Below are 14,456 nucleotides of genomic sequence, written 5' to 3' on the forward strand. Positions count from 1 at the left end.
CTGGGTGGCGGGTTGGCGTGAGCAGTCGGGAGGCGTTTGTTCTCGCACTTCAGCACTCCATGCGCTGCTCTTGTCGGGCCGCCTCGCTCCAGGGCAAGCAAAAGGGGAAAGTGTCGACATGCCTCGCATCATGGAAGCACCGACCACCGTTGAGGCTGCGGGCAACAAGCCGAAACAGATCGAGGAGTACGTGGGACGTGTGAATTCCGGGCATTCCGCGGTCAGCGTGGCGCGAATGGTGTCGCCGTCCGGCTGGGTCGAGCCCGGCCAGCGTCCGGAGTTCACGGAGATTACCGTTGTCCTGAAGGGCACGATCCATGTCGCCTACGAGGGTGGGGAATGCGACGTTGCTGCCGGGCAGGCCGTCGTGGCGGAGCCCGGCGAATGGGTGCGCTACAGCACGCCCTACGATGACGGCGCGGAGTACATCGCCGTCTGCCTGCCGGCGTTCTCCCCGGAGGCCGTCCATCGCGACGAATGATGCCCGGGTCGAGCGCCGGATGTCAGCGCGTTGAACTGCCCCGGCTGCTCCCGGCCGGAGCCAGTGTCCGGGGGAGCCATCTCGGTTTTGGAGGCTGACGATGCCTGGCAGCCGCACGGGAGGCACCTGGCCGGCGCGCTACGCGCCCCCCGACGCGACTCGGGCGAGAGCCGCGAGCCGTTCCAGCCCGCGGCGGACGTTGGCCGTGAACAGTTCCCGCGCCCGGGCTACCTCGGGATCGTCCAGACGCCGGCGCAGGCCGGCGCTGGTGTTGAGCCGCGAGCGATCGAGCCATTCCGCGATGTCGGGCTCCGCCGTCCAGGCGTGCTCGGCATTCATGCCGACCAGTGTCATCCGCATCCAGTCCGCCGCCGTATCGGGTAGCGGATTGGGCGGGCAAAGGCGGTTCTTGTCCCGGCTCTCGCCGCCGCGGGCCTCGACGAAGCCGATGAGCGCGGCATTGAACGGGATCAGTCCCGGACGGATCGTCTGCAGCGTGATCCGGTCCTCGTCGAAGACCGGCATCGGCGGCCGGCGCCGCAGGCCGTCCGCGGTGCAGTACACATGGAGCCGGCCGGGGCCGGTGGGGATGCTGCCGTGGTCGAGCACGATGCGCCTGCGTTCGAGGCGGCGGACGTGACCGAGGCGCACGACGTTGTCGATGCGCCGCAGCTGCTCCAGCTCCCGGTCGCTGATGGTGGCGGCCTTGTGCATGGTGGGCCACACGCCGCGGTCCACCCGGCGCAGCTGCGCGGCGTCCTCCAGGCGGCGGAAGAGATCGTCCGTGGTCCGGGCGTTGGCCGCGGCCTCCATCTGCAGCCCGAGCCCGAGGAGAAAACGGCCGACCAGCTCGCCCGGCTGGAAGTAGGTGCGATTGAACAGCCACGCCTCCCGGGGCTTGATCCAGCAGATGGCGGCGGGATCGACGCCGTTGTCCAGCAGCCACAGGCAGGCGTCGATGGCCGTCTTGCCGCCGCCGATGATCACGTAGCCGTCGTCCGGGCTGTCAGTGACACGGGCCAGGTCGTTCAGGGGGATGCAGGACACGCCGGAGTCCACCTCGAAGCGGGGCCCGGATTCGACAGGAATGGATGGCGAGAGGTGGGTGGCGTCAACACGCTTCTTGCGAACCTCCACGTCGTAGCGGCGGCCGGTGAGCCGGGAGACGAAGGTGCCGTCGCCGACGTACTCGCACTGGGGGAAGTAGCGCACGCGGTCAGAGGGGAGAAAGCGCTCGGACAGCACCCGCTGGTAATAGCCGCAGATCTGGGCGGCACTGGCGCGCTCGTACATGCCCGCCTCGGGACCGCTGGTCTGCAGGACCTCGTTGCCGAGGGGCATGGAATTGACGCCGTAGTAGCGCGACGGCTGGTGCAGGTGAACGAAGGGGTAGGCGTCGTTCCAGTGTCCCCCGGGCGCATGGCGCCGATCGACCATGACGACGCGGTCGTCGGTTTCGCTGAGCAGCGCGTCGGTAAATGCCATGGCGGCGGCACCGCCGCCTATGACGAGGTAGTCCGCGTGCAGCGTTCGGGCGTTCATGGCAGTTTCCTCCCGTGGCGGCACCGGACGGGCCGGGGCGGTGGCCCGGCCCGTCCGGTGTGGTTGCCGCGCCCGCCCGGCACGCCCGGCGGACGATCCTGTCAGACGACCTCGAACACCACGTAGAGCCCCATCCAGGTCATGCAGACGAGCTGGACGAAGAACAGCGAGAATCGCACCGTGGCGGCGAGGTCCGAATGCTGCAGGCCGACATGGACGCTGGTCTGGGCGATGCGCGCGATCAGGAAGACCAGGGCGAGTCCGTCGAGCAAGGGGTCGCTGACGCCCGTGACCGCTATCGCCACGACGACCGCGCCGTAGACGGGGAGGTTCTCGACGCAGTTGGCATGCGCCCGCAGGGCGCGCTTGTACCAGTCGCGTCCCTCGATGCGGTACTCGCTGAACTCCCCGATGCGGTTGCGGCCGCTCAGAATGCGGTGCCAACGGTACACGCCCACGGTCAGAACCATCGACAGCAAGGTCCAGCCCGCGAATGCCAGCAGAACGAAGAGCGGAATCGACATGGCCCGTTACCCCGGCGGAATGTTCTGGTTGACCCGGAAGAAGTTCTCCGGATCATACTTGGCCTTGATCCGCGACAGACGCGGGTAGTTGGGCCCGTACGTCGCCTGCACCCGCTCGCTGCCTTCCTCCATCATGAAGTTAATATAGGCCGCACCGGCAGTGTAGGGGTGGACGGCATCCCAGTAGTCCCGGGCCCACCGGGTGACGGTTGCCGCGTTCCCGGGGTCGGGATCGATGCCGGCGATGACCATGGACCAGTGCGCGTCGCGACAGCTCCAGGCCATGGCGTCGCTGCCGGTGTCGTGCACTGCGCCGTTGATCGGGTACAGGTGCATCAGCGACAACCCGTCCGGCGTCCTCGAGGCGTGCTCGATGTGGGCCTCGATGGCCTCGTCGGGCAGCTCCTTGACGAAGTCGCCTTTCCAGTACCACTGCAGCCCCCGGGGCAGAATCGCGTCGAAGGCGGATTGCCATGCCGGAAAGGGCATCTGCATCATGCCGTCCAGCAACGGCTCGGGCAGTGTCTCGCGAACCGGCCGCATCGCCTCGACGCCCTCGGCTTCCGTGCCGTTGTAGCAGCTCATCAGGGCAACGATGGGTCGGTTCCAGAGCGACTCGGGAAAAGGATCCATCGCCGGTACGCGCTTGAGGCCGAGAAACATGCCCAGCTCCCGGGGCGCGGCCGGCAGGAAGTCGCGGTACCAGGCCATGATCTGGCGGGCATGGGCCAGGTCCCAGAACATGGGGCCGGCGTAGACGTCCTTCACCGGGTGTGCCTGGTAGAGAAAGCTGGTTACGACCCCGAAGTTCCCGCCCCCGCCGCGGATGGCCCAGAACAGGTCCTCATTGCGGTTGACGTTGGCGGTCACGATGCGCCCGTCAGCAAGGACGACCTCGGCCTCCAGCAGGTTGTCGACGGTCAGCCCGTGCATCCGGCTCAGGTAGCCGTGGCCCCCGCCCAGGGTCAGGCCCGCGATCCCGGTGGTGCTGACGATGCCCGAGGGCACTGCGAGCCCGTAGGCGTGGGTGGCGTGGTCCAGGTCACCCTGGGTGCACCCCGGCTGGGCCCGCACGGTGGCACTGTCCGGGTCGACGTAGATCCCCTTCATCCCGGAGAGGTCGATGAGCAGGCCGTCATCGCAGCTGCCCAGGCCAGGCCCGTTGTGACCGCCCCCGCGCAGCGCGACGACGAGCCCCTGGTCGCGACCGAAGCGCACGGCCGTGGCCACGTCCGCGGTATCGCAGCAACGGGCGATGAGTCGGGGACGTTTGTCGATCATGGCGTTGTAGAGCGCGCGTACACCGTCGTAACCGGTGTCGCCGGGTTCCAGGATCTCGCCGCGGAAAAGGTCTTTCAGTTGCTTGGCGATCTCGGTGTTCATGATGGTCGCCTCCTCGGCTACCGACTGAAGGGTTGCACGGCCGACTGCGAGCGGCCTCAGGGAAACGCTACGAGGAGGCGGTACGCGCCGTCATGAGGCGGATGTCCTGATTTCATGGGCGAAGTGAGCGGGGACGGGACAAGTGTCCCGGGCCCGGATTCACGACGACGCGGCCGGGCCGGAGCAGAGCGGCGCGGGGGTGGGCCGGCAAGCGATCACGCGGACGGACCGTGCTCGCCGAAACCCGCTTCCCGGGCGGTGACGATCAACTGGGCGCGGGTGGGGATGTCCAGCTTGCCGCAGATGTTGCTGACGTGGTTGCGGGCCGTCTTGGGCGCGATGGACAGGCGTTGCGCGATGGCGGGGTTCGACAGCCCCTGGGCAATCGCTTCCAGCACGACGCGTTCACGGCCGGTGAGCGTCTCGAATCCCGGGGGCGGCGCCGGGGTGTCGTCCCCCTGGCTGGTGAGAAAACGGCGGAACTCCGAGACAAACACGGGCCAGCCGGGGTCGTCGGGCTGCAGGATGTGGTTCCTGCCCTCCAGCGGCACGAAATGCGCGCCGGAGATCCCGGAGGCGAGGGCGCGCCCCATTTCGAACGGCACCATCCGGTCGCTCTTGACGTGCACGACCAGTGTCGGCGCCCGGACCTTCTCCAGCTGGCCGCGGATGTCCAGCGTATGGAAGGCCCGCCAGAGGCGGACCGCCGTGTCCGGCTCCGCCGTGATGCGCTGCAGCTCCGCCCACCATGCCACCTGCTCGCCGGCCTCGCGGGGCGCCATCAGGCGCGCGAACACCTCGCGGAAGGTCCCCTGGCGCCGGCCCCAGCCGACCTCGATCATCGCTTCCAGGGCCCGGGCCTCGTCCGTCTTCTGCTTGGGAATGCCGCTGGTATATCCGCCGTGGGCATAGGCGTTGTACAGGATCAGCCGGCTGACCCGCTCCGGGTGCCGGGCCGCATAGGCCGCCGCCACGGCGCCGCCCTGGCACATCCCCAGCAGCGGGAACCGCCGCCAGCCCAGCGCGTTGGCCACGGCTTCCAGGTCCTGGATCCAGGCCTCGATTCCCTGCTCGGCGACCTCGTGGTCCGACAGCCCCGAGCCGCGCATGTCAAAGCGCGCAAGCGTATGGTCCCGGGCGAGCTCGCGCAGCCAGTGACGCCAGATGGGGCTGTCCCAGTCGTGCTCGAGATGGGTCATCCAGCCGCCGGCGCGCAGTAACGGGGGCCCCCGCCCCGCCGTCGCGTAGGCGAGGCGGACGCCATCGTTGCTTGTGCAGAAACTGATCTTCTGCCTCATACATGGTAAATAAAGCAGCGCGTGCCGGAATTGCAACGCACATGCGCGACGCGGGCAGGCGGCTCCTGCCGCCCCCGCAACCGGCGCTCCGAGCGGAAGGGCACGGCCCGCCGTGCGGGCATCCCGTCGGCGGGCCTAGTCGGTGACGGATGACATGACCGTCGGCGCCTCGGGCTGGCCGTACTCGTCGTGGCGCCGCCACCATTGCTGCGGATAGTCGAGCCCGTCCTCGTCGCGGCCGCGCGGGGCGTGATCGATCCAGTGGTAGGCGCCGTCGAGGACCTCCAGGCCCCGGCTCACGCCGGTGTAGGTGTGGTAGACGGTGCCGTCGTGCCGCACGAACACGTTCAGCGTCGATGTCTCGCCAACGGCGTCCGGCGCCAGGCCCAGCGGGTCATCGAAATCGGCGTTGTAATCGCTGTGCAGCGACGAGACCCACTCGAACTGCCAGCCCATCCGCTGCCTGTAGGCCTGCAGCCGCTCCAGCGGCCCCCGCGACGTGCATACCAGCGTGATATCCCGTGCATTGACGTGGGGCATGGCGCCGTCGATGTGGTCGGCCAGGAACGAGCAGCCGATGCAGCCGCGGGTCCAGTCGGGACCGAACATGAAGTGATAGAGGAGAAGCTGCGAGCGGCCGTCGAACAGCTCTTCCAGAGAGCGCGTGCCGCGCGTGGTCTCGAAGCGGTAGGTCTTGTCCACCGGCACCCACGGCAGCCGTTGCCGCTGGCGCACGAGCTTGTCGTAGCGGCGCATGTGCGCCTTTTCCTCCTCCAGCAGCGCCAGTCGTGCGGCGCGCCATTCCTCCCGTGTGCCGATCGCCGGTGGGGTGTGGTCGTTTGCGGTCATGATGCCGGTCTCCCTGAATGAACCGGTTTCGGGTGGAGCCCGTTGACGGCCCGCGAGGCCGGCACGGACGTTCTGCTGCCCGGTGCGGGGGCCGTTCATGAAGAGGTCGGACGGCGGGCATCGCAATCGACAGGGCAAACAAGGCTTGACCTCAACTTTACTTGAGGTCTTATAAATCGCTACCGCATGCACGACGAACAGGGAGAACCCCATGCAAGACAGGACGAGAATCGCCGTGATCTACGGCAGCACGCGCGAGGGCCGGCTCTGCGACACCGTCGCGGGCTGGGTGGTACGGCAGGCGCTGGCGCGGCCGGATTTCGAGGTGGACGTCATCGACCCCGCCGGCCGCGCCTCGCACGCCGGGACGACGCAGCACGCCGTCGACAGCGTGCAGCAGCAGGTGGACGCGGCGGATGGCTTCATCGTGGTTACGCCGGAGTACAACCACTCCTATCCGGCCCCGCTGAAGGCGCTCATCGACAGCTTCAAGCGCGAGTGGCAGGCCAAGCCGGTGGCCTTCGTCTCCTACGGCGGCGGCGCCGGCGGAACCCGTGCCGTGGAGCACCTGCGCCAGGTCTTCACCGAGCTGCACGCGGTGGGCATCCGCGACGGCGTCATCTTCCCCGGCGTGTGGAGCCAGTTCGATGACGACGGCGAGCCGGTCCATCGCGAGCGCGCCGAGGACTCGGCCCGGACCATGCTGGCGCGCCTGGCCTGGTGGACACTGGCACTGCGCGATGCTCGCGCGGCGCGGGACTACGAGGAGGCGGCATGAGCAGTGTGGGCGGTGCACGTGTACTGGTGATCGGGCGCTCGCCCGAGGTGCTGGAGACCGTGCTCGACGAGCTTTCCGGAGTCGGTCTCCGTGCGCAGGGCACGACGGATCCGGAGCGTGCGGACGAGCACTTCGACGCCGGCGAATTCGATCTCATCGCGTTCGGCGGAGGCGTTGCCGCGGCCACCGCGGAGCGTCTGCAACGCGCGTTCCGCCAGCGGAATCCGGGCGTGCGGCTCCTGCGCACGTTCGCCCCGCGCGCCGTGCGCGAGATCGTGACGGCGCTGGACGACACCATACCGCCACCGGAAGTCGACGTGGATGCCTACCTGGCGCGCATCGGCCACACGGGGTCGCGGGTGCCTACGCTCGACACCCTGCGCGCGCTGCACCGGCGGCATCCGGATGCCATCGTGTTCGAGGCCATCGATGTGCTCCTGGACAAGGGCGTCGATCTCGCACCGCAGGCGGTGGACGCCAAGCTGATCCATGCCGGTCGCGGGGGCTACTGCTTCGAGCACAACACGCTGCTGTGGCGGGTGCTGACGGAGCTGGGCTTCACGGTGGAGGGGTTGGTGGGCCGTGTCCGCTGGCGGGCCGCGCCCGGCAATCCCCCGACGCCGCCGACGCACATGGCGCTGCGGGTCACGCTCGACGGCGTCCCCTGGCTGGTGGATGTCGGCTTCGGCGGCTGCGTGCTCACGGCACCGCTGCGCATGGATACCTCCGCTCCGCAGCAGACCGACCACGAGAGCTTCCGGGTCATTCCGTTCGGCAATCAATGGCTCGTACAGATCCGCATCGACGGCCGGTGGCAGTCCATGTACGAGCTGGAGGCGGGGCCGTGGCTGGTGTCCGACTACGAGGTGCCGAACTGGTACACCTCCACGCACCCGTCCTCGAACTTCCGGCAGCGGCTGATGGTCGCGCGCACGAGCGAGCGCGTGCGTTACACTCTTCTTGGCAACCGCCTGACGGTGCGCCCGAACGACGCGCCGGCGGAGCGCCATCTGCTGGACGCCGACGGCCTGGAGCGGACGCTGCGCGGGACGTTCGGCCTGGACGTGCAGCCGGAGTGGCGGCCCCTGCTGGAACAGGAAGCGGCGCAGGCATGAGACGCCTCCAGGGGTTGGTCGCGGATAGAGGGAGACGGGCATGACGGATGTGCTCTTGACCACGCTGGCCGTGGTGCTGTGCATCGGGGCGGGAACGGTCGGCGGGGTGTTCTTCGCCTTCTCGACCTTCGTGATGCAGGCTCTAGCACAGCTGCCGGTCGCCGGCGGGGTCGACGCCATGCAGCGCATCAACGTGGTCGTGCTCAACCCGGCCTTCCTGGGCGTTTTCATGGGCACGGCGGGGGTCGCGGCCGTCGGCGCGGCCCTCGCCATCGTCACTGCGGGCGGTGCGTCCGCCGCGCTTGTGCTGGTCGCCGGCGTCGTGTATCTGCTCGGCTCCTTCGCCGTGACGCTGGTGTTCAACGTGCCGCGGAACGAGCGCCTCCGCCGCCTGGAGATCGATTCGGCGGAGGCGGCGGCGTACTGGCCGGAGTACGTGCGCGAGTGGACCCGCTGGAACCACGTCCGCACGGCGGCCTCGTTGCTGTCCGCCGCATGCGCCGCCGGGGCCGTCGCCGCTTGAGCGCGGGTCCGGGGACGGTCCGGCCGCCCGGGCGACGCGCACGGACCGTGCTCACGAGGCGGCTTTTGTCGCCACATAGACCTTGTTCAATGGGTGATCGAAGGGCAGGGCGGTGACGGTCCGGAAGCCGGCCCGCTCCGCCATCTCCCGGACGACGGCCTCGGGCAGCCCGCAGGTGCCCAGCCCCTTGCCGTGCAGGCAGAGCGAGGTCGTCATGCAGTAGGTGACGCTCAGGGTGTAGAACAGCGCCCCCGTCGGGCCCAGGTTGTCTTCCAGCCGGTCGCCCACCCGGTATTCCACGAGCAGGTAGGAGCCGCCGTCGCGCAGCGCGTCGTGAATCAGGCGGAAGGCCTCCTGCGGGTCCTGGAAGTCGTGGGCCGCGTCGAAGGTGAATACCACGTCGAACGGCCCCGACAGGCCGTCGTGGACGTCGTGCTTGTGGAACCGGACGCGGTTGTCCACGCCCGCCTCCCGTGCCAGCCGGCGCGCTCCCTCCAGGTTGATATCGGACAGCTCGTAGCCCACCGCGGTGACCCTCGGGAAGTCCTGGGCGAGCTTGATCAGGGCGCGGCCCTTGCCGCAGCCGACGTCGGCGATGTGCGCCCCGTCCTCCAGCTGCTCCAGCAGGCCCGCTTGCGGGAGCCATTCCTGCATCAGGAAATTCTCGGACCAGGTGGCCGTGACACGCTCCATGCCCTCCCACCAGTCCCGCGTATAGCGGTCGAGCGGGATCCCGCCCCCGTGGCGGAACTTCTCCTTGAGCTCCGGGAGGATGTGCCAGAGGCCGGGCAGCTGGTGGTAGATGCCGCCGAAGAATACCGGGCTTTCCGCATCGACCAGTACGGGCGCGTGCTCCGGCGGCAGGTGGAAGGCCCCGGTGTCCGGGGTGTACTCCAGGTAGCCGCCGCAGGCCATGGCCGCGAGCCATTCGCGGACATAGCGCTCCTGGAGACCCAGGGCCCCGGCGAGCTCTTCACTGCGCATGGGCCCTTCCGCAAGCGCCCGGAACAGACCCAGCCGGTCGCCGATGTGAGCCATGAGCATCATGAAGCCGCCCTTGATGTCCATCATGGCGTGATCGACGAACTGCTGCTGCTTGCTCGGATCGATGTGCATGACGGCTTTCCTCCTTCGCGTAACCGTGTCCGTATTGTCCTGCTACACTCCGGAGTGCGTGGAGAGGCGAATCCGCGCGAACGGGGGCATTTGTGACAGGAATACCCCCATGGAGCGGGAGAGCCCGCGCGCCGCGACCGTGCTCCCGCCGGACCTTGCCCAGGGGGAGGCATCATGGCGGAATGCCGGGCAACCCGACACGTGTGCCTGGTCGCGGTCCCGGAGGCGTCAGCCGGTACGGTGACCGAGCTCTTCGAGGCACTGCAGGACTTCTCCCCGCTGAGCTGGGTCGACCCGTCACTGGGACATACCCGCCCGTTCTCCCTGGGCATCGTCGCCCCCGGCGACGGGCCGCTGCGCTTCCGCAGCGGCCTGACCCTCGCCGGCACGTCGCGCGTGGACGAGGTGACACGCACGGACATCGTCATCGTGCCGCCCCTCATGGTGCCTGCCGGCGGGGACTGGCAGACCGGGCGCTATCCGGAAACGGTCGCGTGGTTGCGCCGCATGCACGACGCGGGCGCGCAGCTGTGCTCCGCGTGCACGGGCCTGCTGCTTCTGGCGGAAACGGGGCTGCTGGACGGCCGCACGGCCACGACCCACTGGGCGATTGCCGAGATGTTCCGCCGCACCTTTCCGGCGGTTTCCCTGGATCTCGACAAGACGCTCATCGTCGCGGGCGAGCGGCAGCAGTTCCTGTTGTCCGGGGCAGCCTCCGCTTGGCAGGATCTGGCGCTGTGCCTGATCGCCAGGTACCTGGGTACGGCCGTGGCGCAGGCCTGCGCCCGGTTCCATGCGCTCAACGCCCATGTCGAGGGAATGGCGCCCTACCGCGCGTTCCTGCCGCGCCTCGATCATGACGACGCCGCCGTGCAGCGCGCTCAGCACTGGATCGGCGAGAATCTCGCCTGCGCTGCCCCCGTGGATTCCATGAGCATCCAGGCGAGGCTGTCCGAGCGCAACTTCAAGCGTCGCTTCACCCGGGCGACCGGTCTCACGCCCTTGCGCTATGTCCAGGAGCTCCGGATCGACCAGGCCAAGAAGCTCCTGGAGCGGACCCGGGAGCCCGTCCACGAGATCGCCTGGCTGGTGGGCTACGAGGATCCCGCCTTCTTTCGGCGGCTGTTCAAGCGGCTGGTGGGCATCACCGCCCACGAGCACCGGCGCCGGTTCAGCCTGTCCCGGCTGGAGAGCGGGGCGGCAGTATGACCAGCCCTTCTTTCTGTGGAGACAGCCCCGGACGCAAGCTATGCTGAATCCAGCAAGGGAATAAGCTCGCCTGTCGACCGGCGCCTGCGCCGTGCGACCGAGGGCCCGAGGAACCGGATGCCTGCCCGATGTCCGCGATTGACCGTCAAATCGAAAGCATCTACCGCCAGCACTCCCGCCGCGTGCTGGCGACCCTCATTCGTCTGGTGGGGGATTTCACCCTGGCCGAGGAGGCCATGCAGGAGGCCTTTGCCGCGGCCGTGCAGCAATGGCCCGGCGAGGGCGTACCGGACAACCCGGCTGCCTGGCTGATCCGTGCCGGGCACAGGCGGGGGATCGACCAGATCCGCCGCCGGCAGACGGCGCGCCAGTATGCGCACCTGGTCGTGCCGGACGAGGCCGAAGCGGTGGAGCTGGACTGCGAGGCCATCGAGGACGATCAGCTCCGGCTGCTGTTCACCTGCTGTCATCCGGGGCTGGCCATGCCCGCGCGGGTGGCGCTCACGCTGCGGGAGATGTGCGGGCTCACCACCGAGCAGGTGGCCAGCGCTCTGCTGCAGAAACCGACCACGGTCGCCCAGCGCATTGTCCGCGCCAAGCGCAAGATCCGCGACGCGGGCATCCCGTACGAGGTGCCCGGCGCCGATGAGCTGCCCGAGCGCCTGCCGGGCGTGCTCCGGGTGATCTATCTGGTGTTCAACGAGGGCTACTCCCGCAGCGACGGCGATGCGGTCGTGGACGTGAATCTGGTGGCGGAGGCCATCCGCATGGCGGAGTCCCTTGCGCGTCTGCTTCCGGAAGGGGAGGTGTACGGCCTGCTGGCGCTGATGCTGCTCCACGACGCCCGGCGCGCTGCCCGCGCGGATGCCGGCGGCGATCTGGTCACGCTGGACCGGCAGGATCGCAGCCGCTGGGATCGGGCGCAGATCGACGTCGGCGTGCAGTGGCTGGAGCTGGCCCTGGCGGCGACACCGGCGGGGCCGTATACCCTGCAGGCCTCCATCGCCGCCGAGCACGCGCGGGCGGCCCGGTACGAGGATACCGACTGGGCCCGCATCGTGCGCCTCTACGAGGCGCTCTACCGCCAGCAGCCGTCGCCGGTGATCGCGCTCAATCGGGCCGTGGCCGTGGCCATGCGCGATACGCCCGCCGACGGCCTGCGCCTGCTGGATGCCATGACCGGGCAGAAGGAGATCGTCCACTACCATCTCTTCCACGCCGCCCGCGCCGATCTTCACCGGCGTGCCGGCGACCGGGACGCCGCCCGGCACGCCTACGAGCGGGCACTGGCCCTTGCCGTGCAGGGCCCGGAGCGGCGTTTCCTGGAGCGCCGCCTGGCCGAGCTGGATAGCTCGGCATGAGCCGCCGGTGCCCTGTCGATCCCGGCCCGAGCCGCACGACTTGATGATGCAACCCGACACTGAAGGAGGAGACTGTCGTGCGATACATGCTCATGCGCAAGGCCGACGCACAGACCGAGGAGGGCGTCATGCCGTCCGAAGGCATGCTGCAGGCCATGGCGGATTACAACGAGCGCCTGATCCGTGCCGGCGTGTTCGTCACCGGCGACGGCCTGCGGCCGAGCCGGGAGGGGAGCCGCATCACGTTCCGGGACGGTGAGCCGGTGGTCACCGACGGCCCGTTCGCGGAAACCACGGAGCTGCTTGCCGGCTACACCGTGCTGGAGGTGGCGTCCCTGGACGAGGCCGTCGCCTGGGCGAAGCAGTGGCCGCGGGAGGACGGCAACGTCACGCTGGAGCTGCGGCGCTACATGGCGCTGGAGGACTTCACGCCCGGCGCGGCGATCGAGCACCACCGGGCGCACGGGCGGCTGCCGACCGACATGAACGTGCACCTGGCGTTCCCCGGTACCTGCCGCGAGGCCATGACCTTCTATGCCGAGGTCACCGGCGGCCACCTGGAGGCCATGCTCACCTACGGCGAGACGCCGGCCGCCGCGGACGTGCCGGCCCACTGGCACGACCGCATCGTCCACGCCTCGCTCAATCTGCGCGGCCGCCGCCTGATGGGTGCGGACATGGACGGCGACTGCTACCAGGCGCCCCAGGGAGCCCACGTGCAGCTCAGCTACGACGAGCCGGAACAGGCCGAAGCCGTGTTCGCGCGGCTGGCCGATGGCGGCACGGTGAGCATGCCCATGGGCGAGACGTTCTGGGCCCGGCGCTTCGGCATGGCGGCCGACCGCTACGGCGTGCACTGGATGATCGCCTGCTGGCCCGAAGAGTGCGGGCGCAGCATGGAACAGGAGGCATCATGAAATACGTGGCGCTGGTGTACTACCAGGAAAGCATCATCGAGGCCATGAGCGAGCAGGAGTGGCACGACCTCAACCAGGAGTGCATCGCCGGGGTGGAGCGGCTCACCGAGCAGGGCAAGTTCGTCACCGGCCAGCCCCTGCAGCCCGTGGACACTGCCACCACCGTACGCGTGCGCGACGGCGAGGTAATCATCTCCGACGGGCCGTTCGCCGAGACCAAGGAGCAGCTCGCCGGCTTCTACCTGCTGGAAGCCACCGACCTCAACGAGGCCCTGCAGCTCGCGGGCCGCATTCCGCCTGCGCGCTTCGGCAGCATCGAGGTCCGTCCCGCGCGCGAGCTGCCACCGAAGGACTGAACCGGGAGAGAACGATCATGAGCTACGTGGATGGATTCGTTGCCGCCGTACCGAATGACAACAGGGAGCGCTTCATCAAGCACGCCCGCGAGGCCGCCGAGGTCTTCAAGGACTACGGAGCGCTGCAGGTCGTGGAATGCTGGGGGGACGACGTGCCCGAAGGCGAGGTCACCTCCTTCTCCATGGCCGTGCAGCGCAAGCCCGAGGAAACCGCCGTGTTCTCCTGGGTGCTGTGGCCATCGCGGGAGGTGCGCAACCAGGCCATGCCGAAGATCATGGCGGATCCGCGCGTCCAGCCGGACGTCAATCCCATGCCCTTCGACGGCAAGCGGCTGATCTACGGCGGCTTCGAGGTGGTTGTGGACGTGTAGGAGTCCGTTTACGGCGGCCTGCTGCCGCCCGGACAGGGGCGGCAGCAGGCATGGAGGATGGACGGGTGCTCGTGCGGAACACGACGAGCGTTCGACGATACCTGCTTGGGCGCCGGGAGCGGGGAGGGCATAATCCGGGCATGTCGATCTCGCCGGGATGCAGGGAAGATGAAAAGAATACTAGCGTTCTATTGGCCCCTGTTTGTTCTTCTCGCCGTTGCAGCGACCTTCGCGGGGTATTCCTGGTACCTCGAAGAGCCGGCGTGCAGCCGCGTTGCCGGCGTCAACGTCGCCCTGCTCGGCCTGGCGGTGTTCTGCTTTGTCCTGCCGGCGATCGTGGCCGTCGCGTCGGCATACGGAGCCTGGGTCGGTCTTCTCGCGTTGCGCGCCGGCCGTTTCCCACCCGCCGGTATACCGGGCCTTGAACGCAAGAAGATCCGATACGGAAGCCAGGCCAAGGCTCTGTCCGTGGTGGCGCTTCTCTCCCCGGTCCTCGCCGTGGTCATCCTGTGGTTGGGAATCGCATCGTTTGACGCCATTGCCGGTGAGCGAAGCGTCGGGGAAATGCAGGAGAGGATCGAGAGCGAATGCCGGTAGCGGCCGTCCGGAGTGCCCGGATGCGGCGGTCGTTGC

Annotated in this window: 16 protein-coding genes; 10 read left to right on the top strand and 6 right to left on the bottom strand. The window is 68.8% G+C overall.

Going from position 1 to position 14,456, the window contains the following annotated elements; translation table 11 throughout:
* Positions 1-118: 118 nt before the first annotated feature.
* Positions 119-481 carry a cupin domain-containing protein gene (locus QWY84_RS17420; RefSeq protein WP_290204182.1) on the top strand — a complete coding sequence of 121 codons (363 nt, stop codon included), beginning with the start codon at positions 119-121 and terminating at the stop codon, positions 479-481.
* Positions 482-619: 138 nt separating this feature from the next.
* Here QWY84_RS17420 and QWY84_RS17425 read toward each other — a convergent pair whose 3' ends face one another.
* The 5 genes from QWY84_RS17425 to QWY84_RS17445 all read right to left on the bottom strand — a co-directional run bounded on the left by QWY84_RS17425 (position 620) and on the right by QWY84_RS17445 (position 6,077).
* Complete coding sequence (locus QWY84_RS17425) at positions 620-2,023, bottom strand: NAD(P)/FAD-dependent oxidoreductase (RefSeq protein ID WP_290204183.1); 1,404 nt, start codon at positions 2,021-2,023, stop codon at positions 620-622.
* A 101-nt stretch (positions 2,024-2,124) separates the two neighbouring features.
* A complete protein-coding gene (locus QWY84_RS17430; RefSeq protein WP_290204184.1) occupies positions 2,125-2,547 on the bottom strand; it encodes an MAPEG family protein in 423 nt (140 codons plus the stop codon).
* 6 nt (positions 2,548-2,553) lie between these two features.
* Entirely contained in the window at positions 2,554-3,930 is a 1,377-nt protein-coding gene (locus QWY84_RS17435) for an FAD-binding oxidoreductase (RefSeq protein WP_290204185.1), read from the bottom strand.
* A 215-nt stretch (positions 3,931-4,145) separates the two neighbouring features.
* A complete protein-coding gene (locus tag QWY84_RS17440) occupies positions 4,146-5,129 on the bottom strand; it encodes an alpha/beta fold hydrolase (protein ID WP_290204186.1) in 984 nt (327 codons plus the stop codon).
* A gap of 234 nt (positions 5,130-5,363) precedes the next feature.
* The gene (locus QWY84_RS17445) at positions 5,364-6,077 is read right to left on the bottom strand and encodes a DUF899 domain-containing protein (protein WP_290204187.1); all 714 of its coding nucleotides are present in this window, start codon (positions 6,075-6,077) and stop codon (positions 5,364-5,366) included.
* A 211-nt stretch (positions 6,078-6,288) separates the two neighbouring features.
* Between QWY84_RS17445 and QWY84_RS17450 the strand changes: the two genes are divergently transcribed.
* From QWY84_RS17450 to QWY84_RS17460, 3 genes are read left to right on the top strand one after another with little or no spacing between them, the layout of a single operon-like run.
* Positions 6,289-6,855, top strand: a complete 567-nt coding sequence (locus QWY84_RS17450) for an NADPH-dependent FMN reductase (protein ID WP_290204188.1) — start codon at positions 6,289-6,291, stop codon at positions 6,853-6,855.
* Complete coding sequence (locus QWY84_RS17455) at positions 6,852-7,970, top strand: arylamine N-acetyltransferase family protein (RefSeq protein WP_290204189.1); 1,119 nt, start codon at positions 6,852-6,854, stop codon at positions 7,968-7,970. The genes QWY84_RS17450 and QWY84_RS17455 overlap by 4 nt, the downstream gene beginning before the upstream one ends.
* A gap of 40 nt (positions 7,971-8,010) precedes the next feature.
* Positions 8,011-8,493, top strand: coding sequence for an anthrone oxygenase family protein (locus QWY84_RS17460; RefSeq protein WP_290204190.1), 483 nt, complete (start codon positions 8,011-8,013; stop codon positions 8,491-8,493).
* 51 nt (positions 8,494-8,544) lie between these two features.
* Here the strand turns inward: QWY84_RS17460 and QWY84_RS17465 are convergent, their stop codons facing one another.
* The gene (locus QWY84_RS17465) at positions 8,545-9,609 is read right to left on the bottom strand and encodes a class I SAM-dependent methyltransferase (protein ID WP_290204191.1); all 1,065 of its coding nucleotides are present in this window, start codon (positions 9,607-9,609) and stop codon (positions 8,545-8,547) included.
* Between the two features lie 174 nt (positions 9,610-9,783).
* Between QWY84_RS17465 and QWY84_RS17470 the strand changes: the two genes are divergently transcribed.
* The 6 genes from QWY84_RS17470 (at position 9,784) to QWY84_RS17495 (ending at position 14,420) form a co-directional block, all read left to right on the top strand.
* Positions 9,784-10,818 (top strand): GlxA family transcriptional regulator, encoded by a 1,035-nt coding sequence (locus tag QWY84_RS17470; RefSeq protein WP_290204192.1) that lies wholly within the window; start codon positions 9,784-9,786, stop codon positions 10,816-10,818.
* 128 nt (positions 10,819-10,946) lie between these two features.
* Positions 10,947-12,179 (top strand): RNA polymerase sigma factor, encoded by a 1,233-nt coding sequence (locus tag QWY84_RS17475; RefSeq protein WP_290204193.1) that lies wholly within the window; start codon positions 10,947-10,949, stop codon positions 12,177-12,179.
* 86 nt (positions 12,180-12,265) lie between these two features.
* Complete coding sequence (locus QWY84_RS17480) at positions 12,266-13,096, top strand: YciI family protein (RefSeq protein WP_290204249.1); 831 nt, start codon at positions 12,266-12,268, stop codon at positions 13,094-13,096.
* Positions 13,093-13,452 (top strand): YciI family protein, encoded by a 360-nt coding sequence (locus QWY84_RS17485; RefSeq protein WP_290204194.1) that lies wholly within the window; start codon positions 13,093-13,095, stop codon positions 13,450-13,452. The genes QWY84_RS17480 and QWY84_RS17485 overlap by 4 nt, the downstream gene beginning before the upstream one ends.
* Before the next feature lie 17 nt (positions 13,453-13,469).
* On the top strand, positions 13,470-13,823 hold the full coding sequence (locus QWY84_RS17490) for a DUF1428 domain-containing protein (protein WP_290204195.1): 354 nt from the start codon (positions 13,470-13,472) through the stop codon (positions 13,821-13,823).
* Positions 13,824-13,991: 168 nt separating this feature from the next.
* Positions 13,992-14,420 (top strand): hypothetical protein, encoded by a 429-nt coding sequence (locus QWY84_RS17495; RefSeq protein ID WP_290204196.1) that lies wholly within the window; start codon positions 13,992-13,994, stop codon positions 14,418-14,420.
* The last annotated feature ends 36 nt before the right edge of the window (positions 14,421-14,456 follow it).

The organism is Aquisalimonas lutea (assembly GCF_030409225.1).
GTDB classification, from domain to species: Bacteria; Pseudomonadota; Gammaproteobacteria; order Nitrococcales; family Aquisalimonadaceae; genus Aquisalimonas; species Aquisalimonas lutea.

Bases quoted from the DNA above. Each gene is read 5' to 3' on its own strand.
- QWY84_RS17420 (WP_290204182.1), top strand. From the start codon at position 119: ATGCCTCGCATCATGGAAGCACCGACCACCGTTGAGGCTGCGGGCAAC.
- QWY84_RS17425 (WP_290204183.1), bottom strand. From the start codon at position 2,023: ATGAACGCCCGAACGCTGCACGCGGACTACCTCGTCATAGGCGGCGGT.
- QWY84_RS17430 (WP_290204184.1), bottom strand. From the start codon at position 2,547: ATGTCGATTCCGCTCTTCGTTCTGCTGGCATTCGCGGGCTGGACCTTG.
- QWY84_RS17435 (WP_290204185.1), bottom strand. From the start codon at position 3,930: ATGAACACCGAGATCGCCAAGCAACTGAAAGACCTTTTCCGCGGCGAG.
- QWY84_RS17440 (WP_290204186.1), bottom strand. From the start codon at position 5,129: ATGACCCATCTCGAGCACGACTGGGACAGCCCCATCTGGCGTCACTGG.
- QWY84_RS17445 (WP_290204187.1), bottom strand. From the start codon at position 6,077: ATGACCGCAAACGACCACACCCCACCGGCGATCGGCACACGGGAGGAA.
- QWY84_RS17450 (WP_290204188.1), top strand. From the start codon at position 6,289: ATGCAAGACAGGACGAGAATCGCCGTGATCTACGGCAGCACGCGCGAG.
- QWY84_RS17455 (WP_290204189.1), top strand. From the start codon at position 6,852: ATGAGCAGTGTGGGCGGTGCACGTGTACTGGTGATCGGGCGCTCGCCC.
- QWY84_RS17460 (WP_290204190.1), top strand. From the start codon at position 8,011: ATGACGGATGTGCTCTTGACCACGCTGGCCGTGGTGCTGTGCATCGGG.
- QWY84_RS17465 (WP_290204191.1), bottom strand. From the start codon at position 9,609: ATGCACATCGATCCGAGCAAGCAGCAGCAGTTCGTCGATCACGCCATG.
- QWY84_RS17470 (WP_290204192.1), top strand. From the start codon at position 9,784: ATGGCGGAATGCCGGGCAACCCGACACGTGTGCCTGGTCGCGGTCCCG.
- QWY84_RS17475 (WP_290204193.1), top strand. From the start codon at position 10,947: ATGTCCGCGATTGACCGTCAAATCGAAAGCATCTACCGCCAGCACTCC.
- QWY84_RS17480 (WP_290204249.1), top strand. From the start codon at position 12,266: ATGCTCATGCGCAAGGCCGACGCACAGACCGAGGAGGGCGTCATGCCG.
- QWY84_RS17485 (WP_290204194.1), top strand. From the start codon at position 13,093: ATGAAATACGTGGCGCTGGTGTACTACCAGGAAAGCATCATCGAGGCC.
- QWY84_RS17490 (WP_290204195.1), top strand. From the start codon at position 13,470: ATGAGCTACGTGGATGGATTCGTTGCCGCCGTACCGAATGACAACAGG.
- QWY84_RS17495 (WP_290204196.1), top strand. From the start codon at position 13,992: ATGAAAAGAATACTAGCGTTCTATTGGCCCCTGTTTGTTCTTCTCGCC.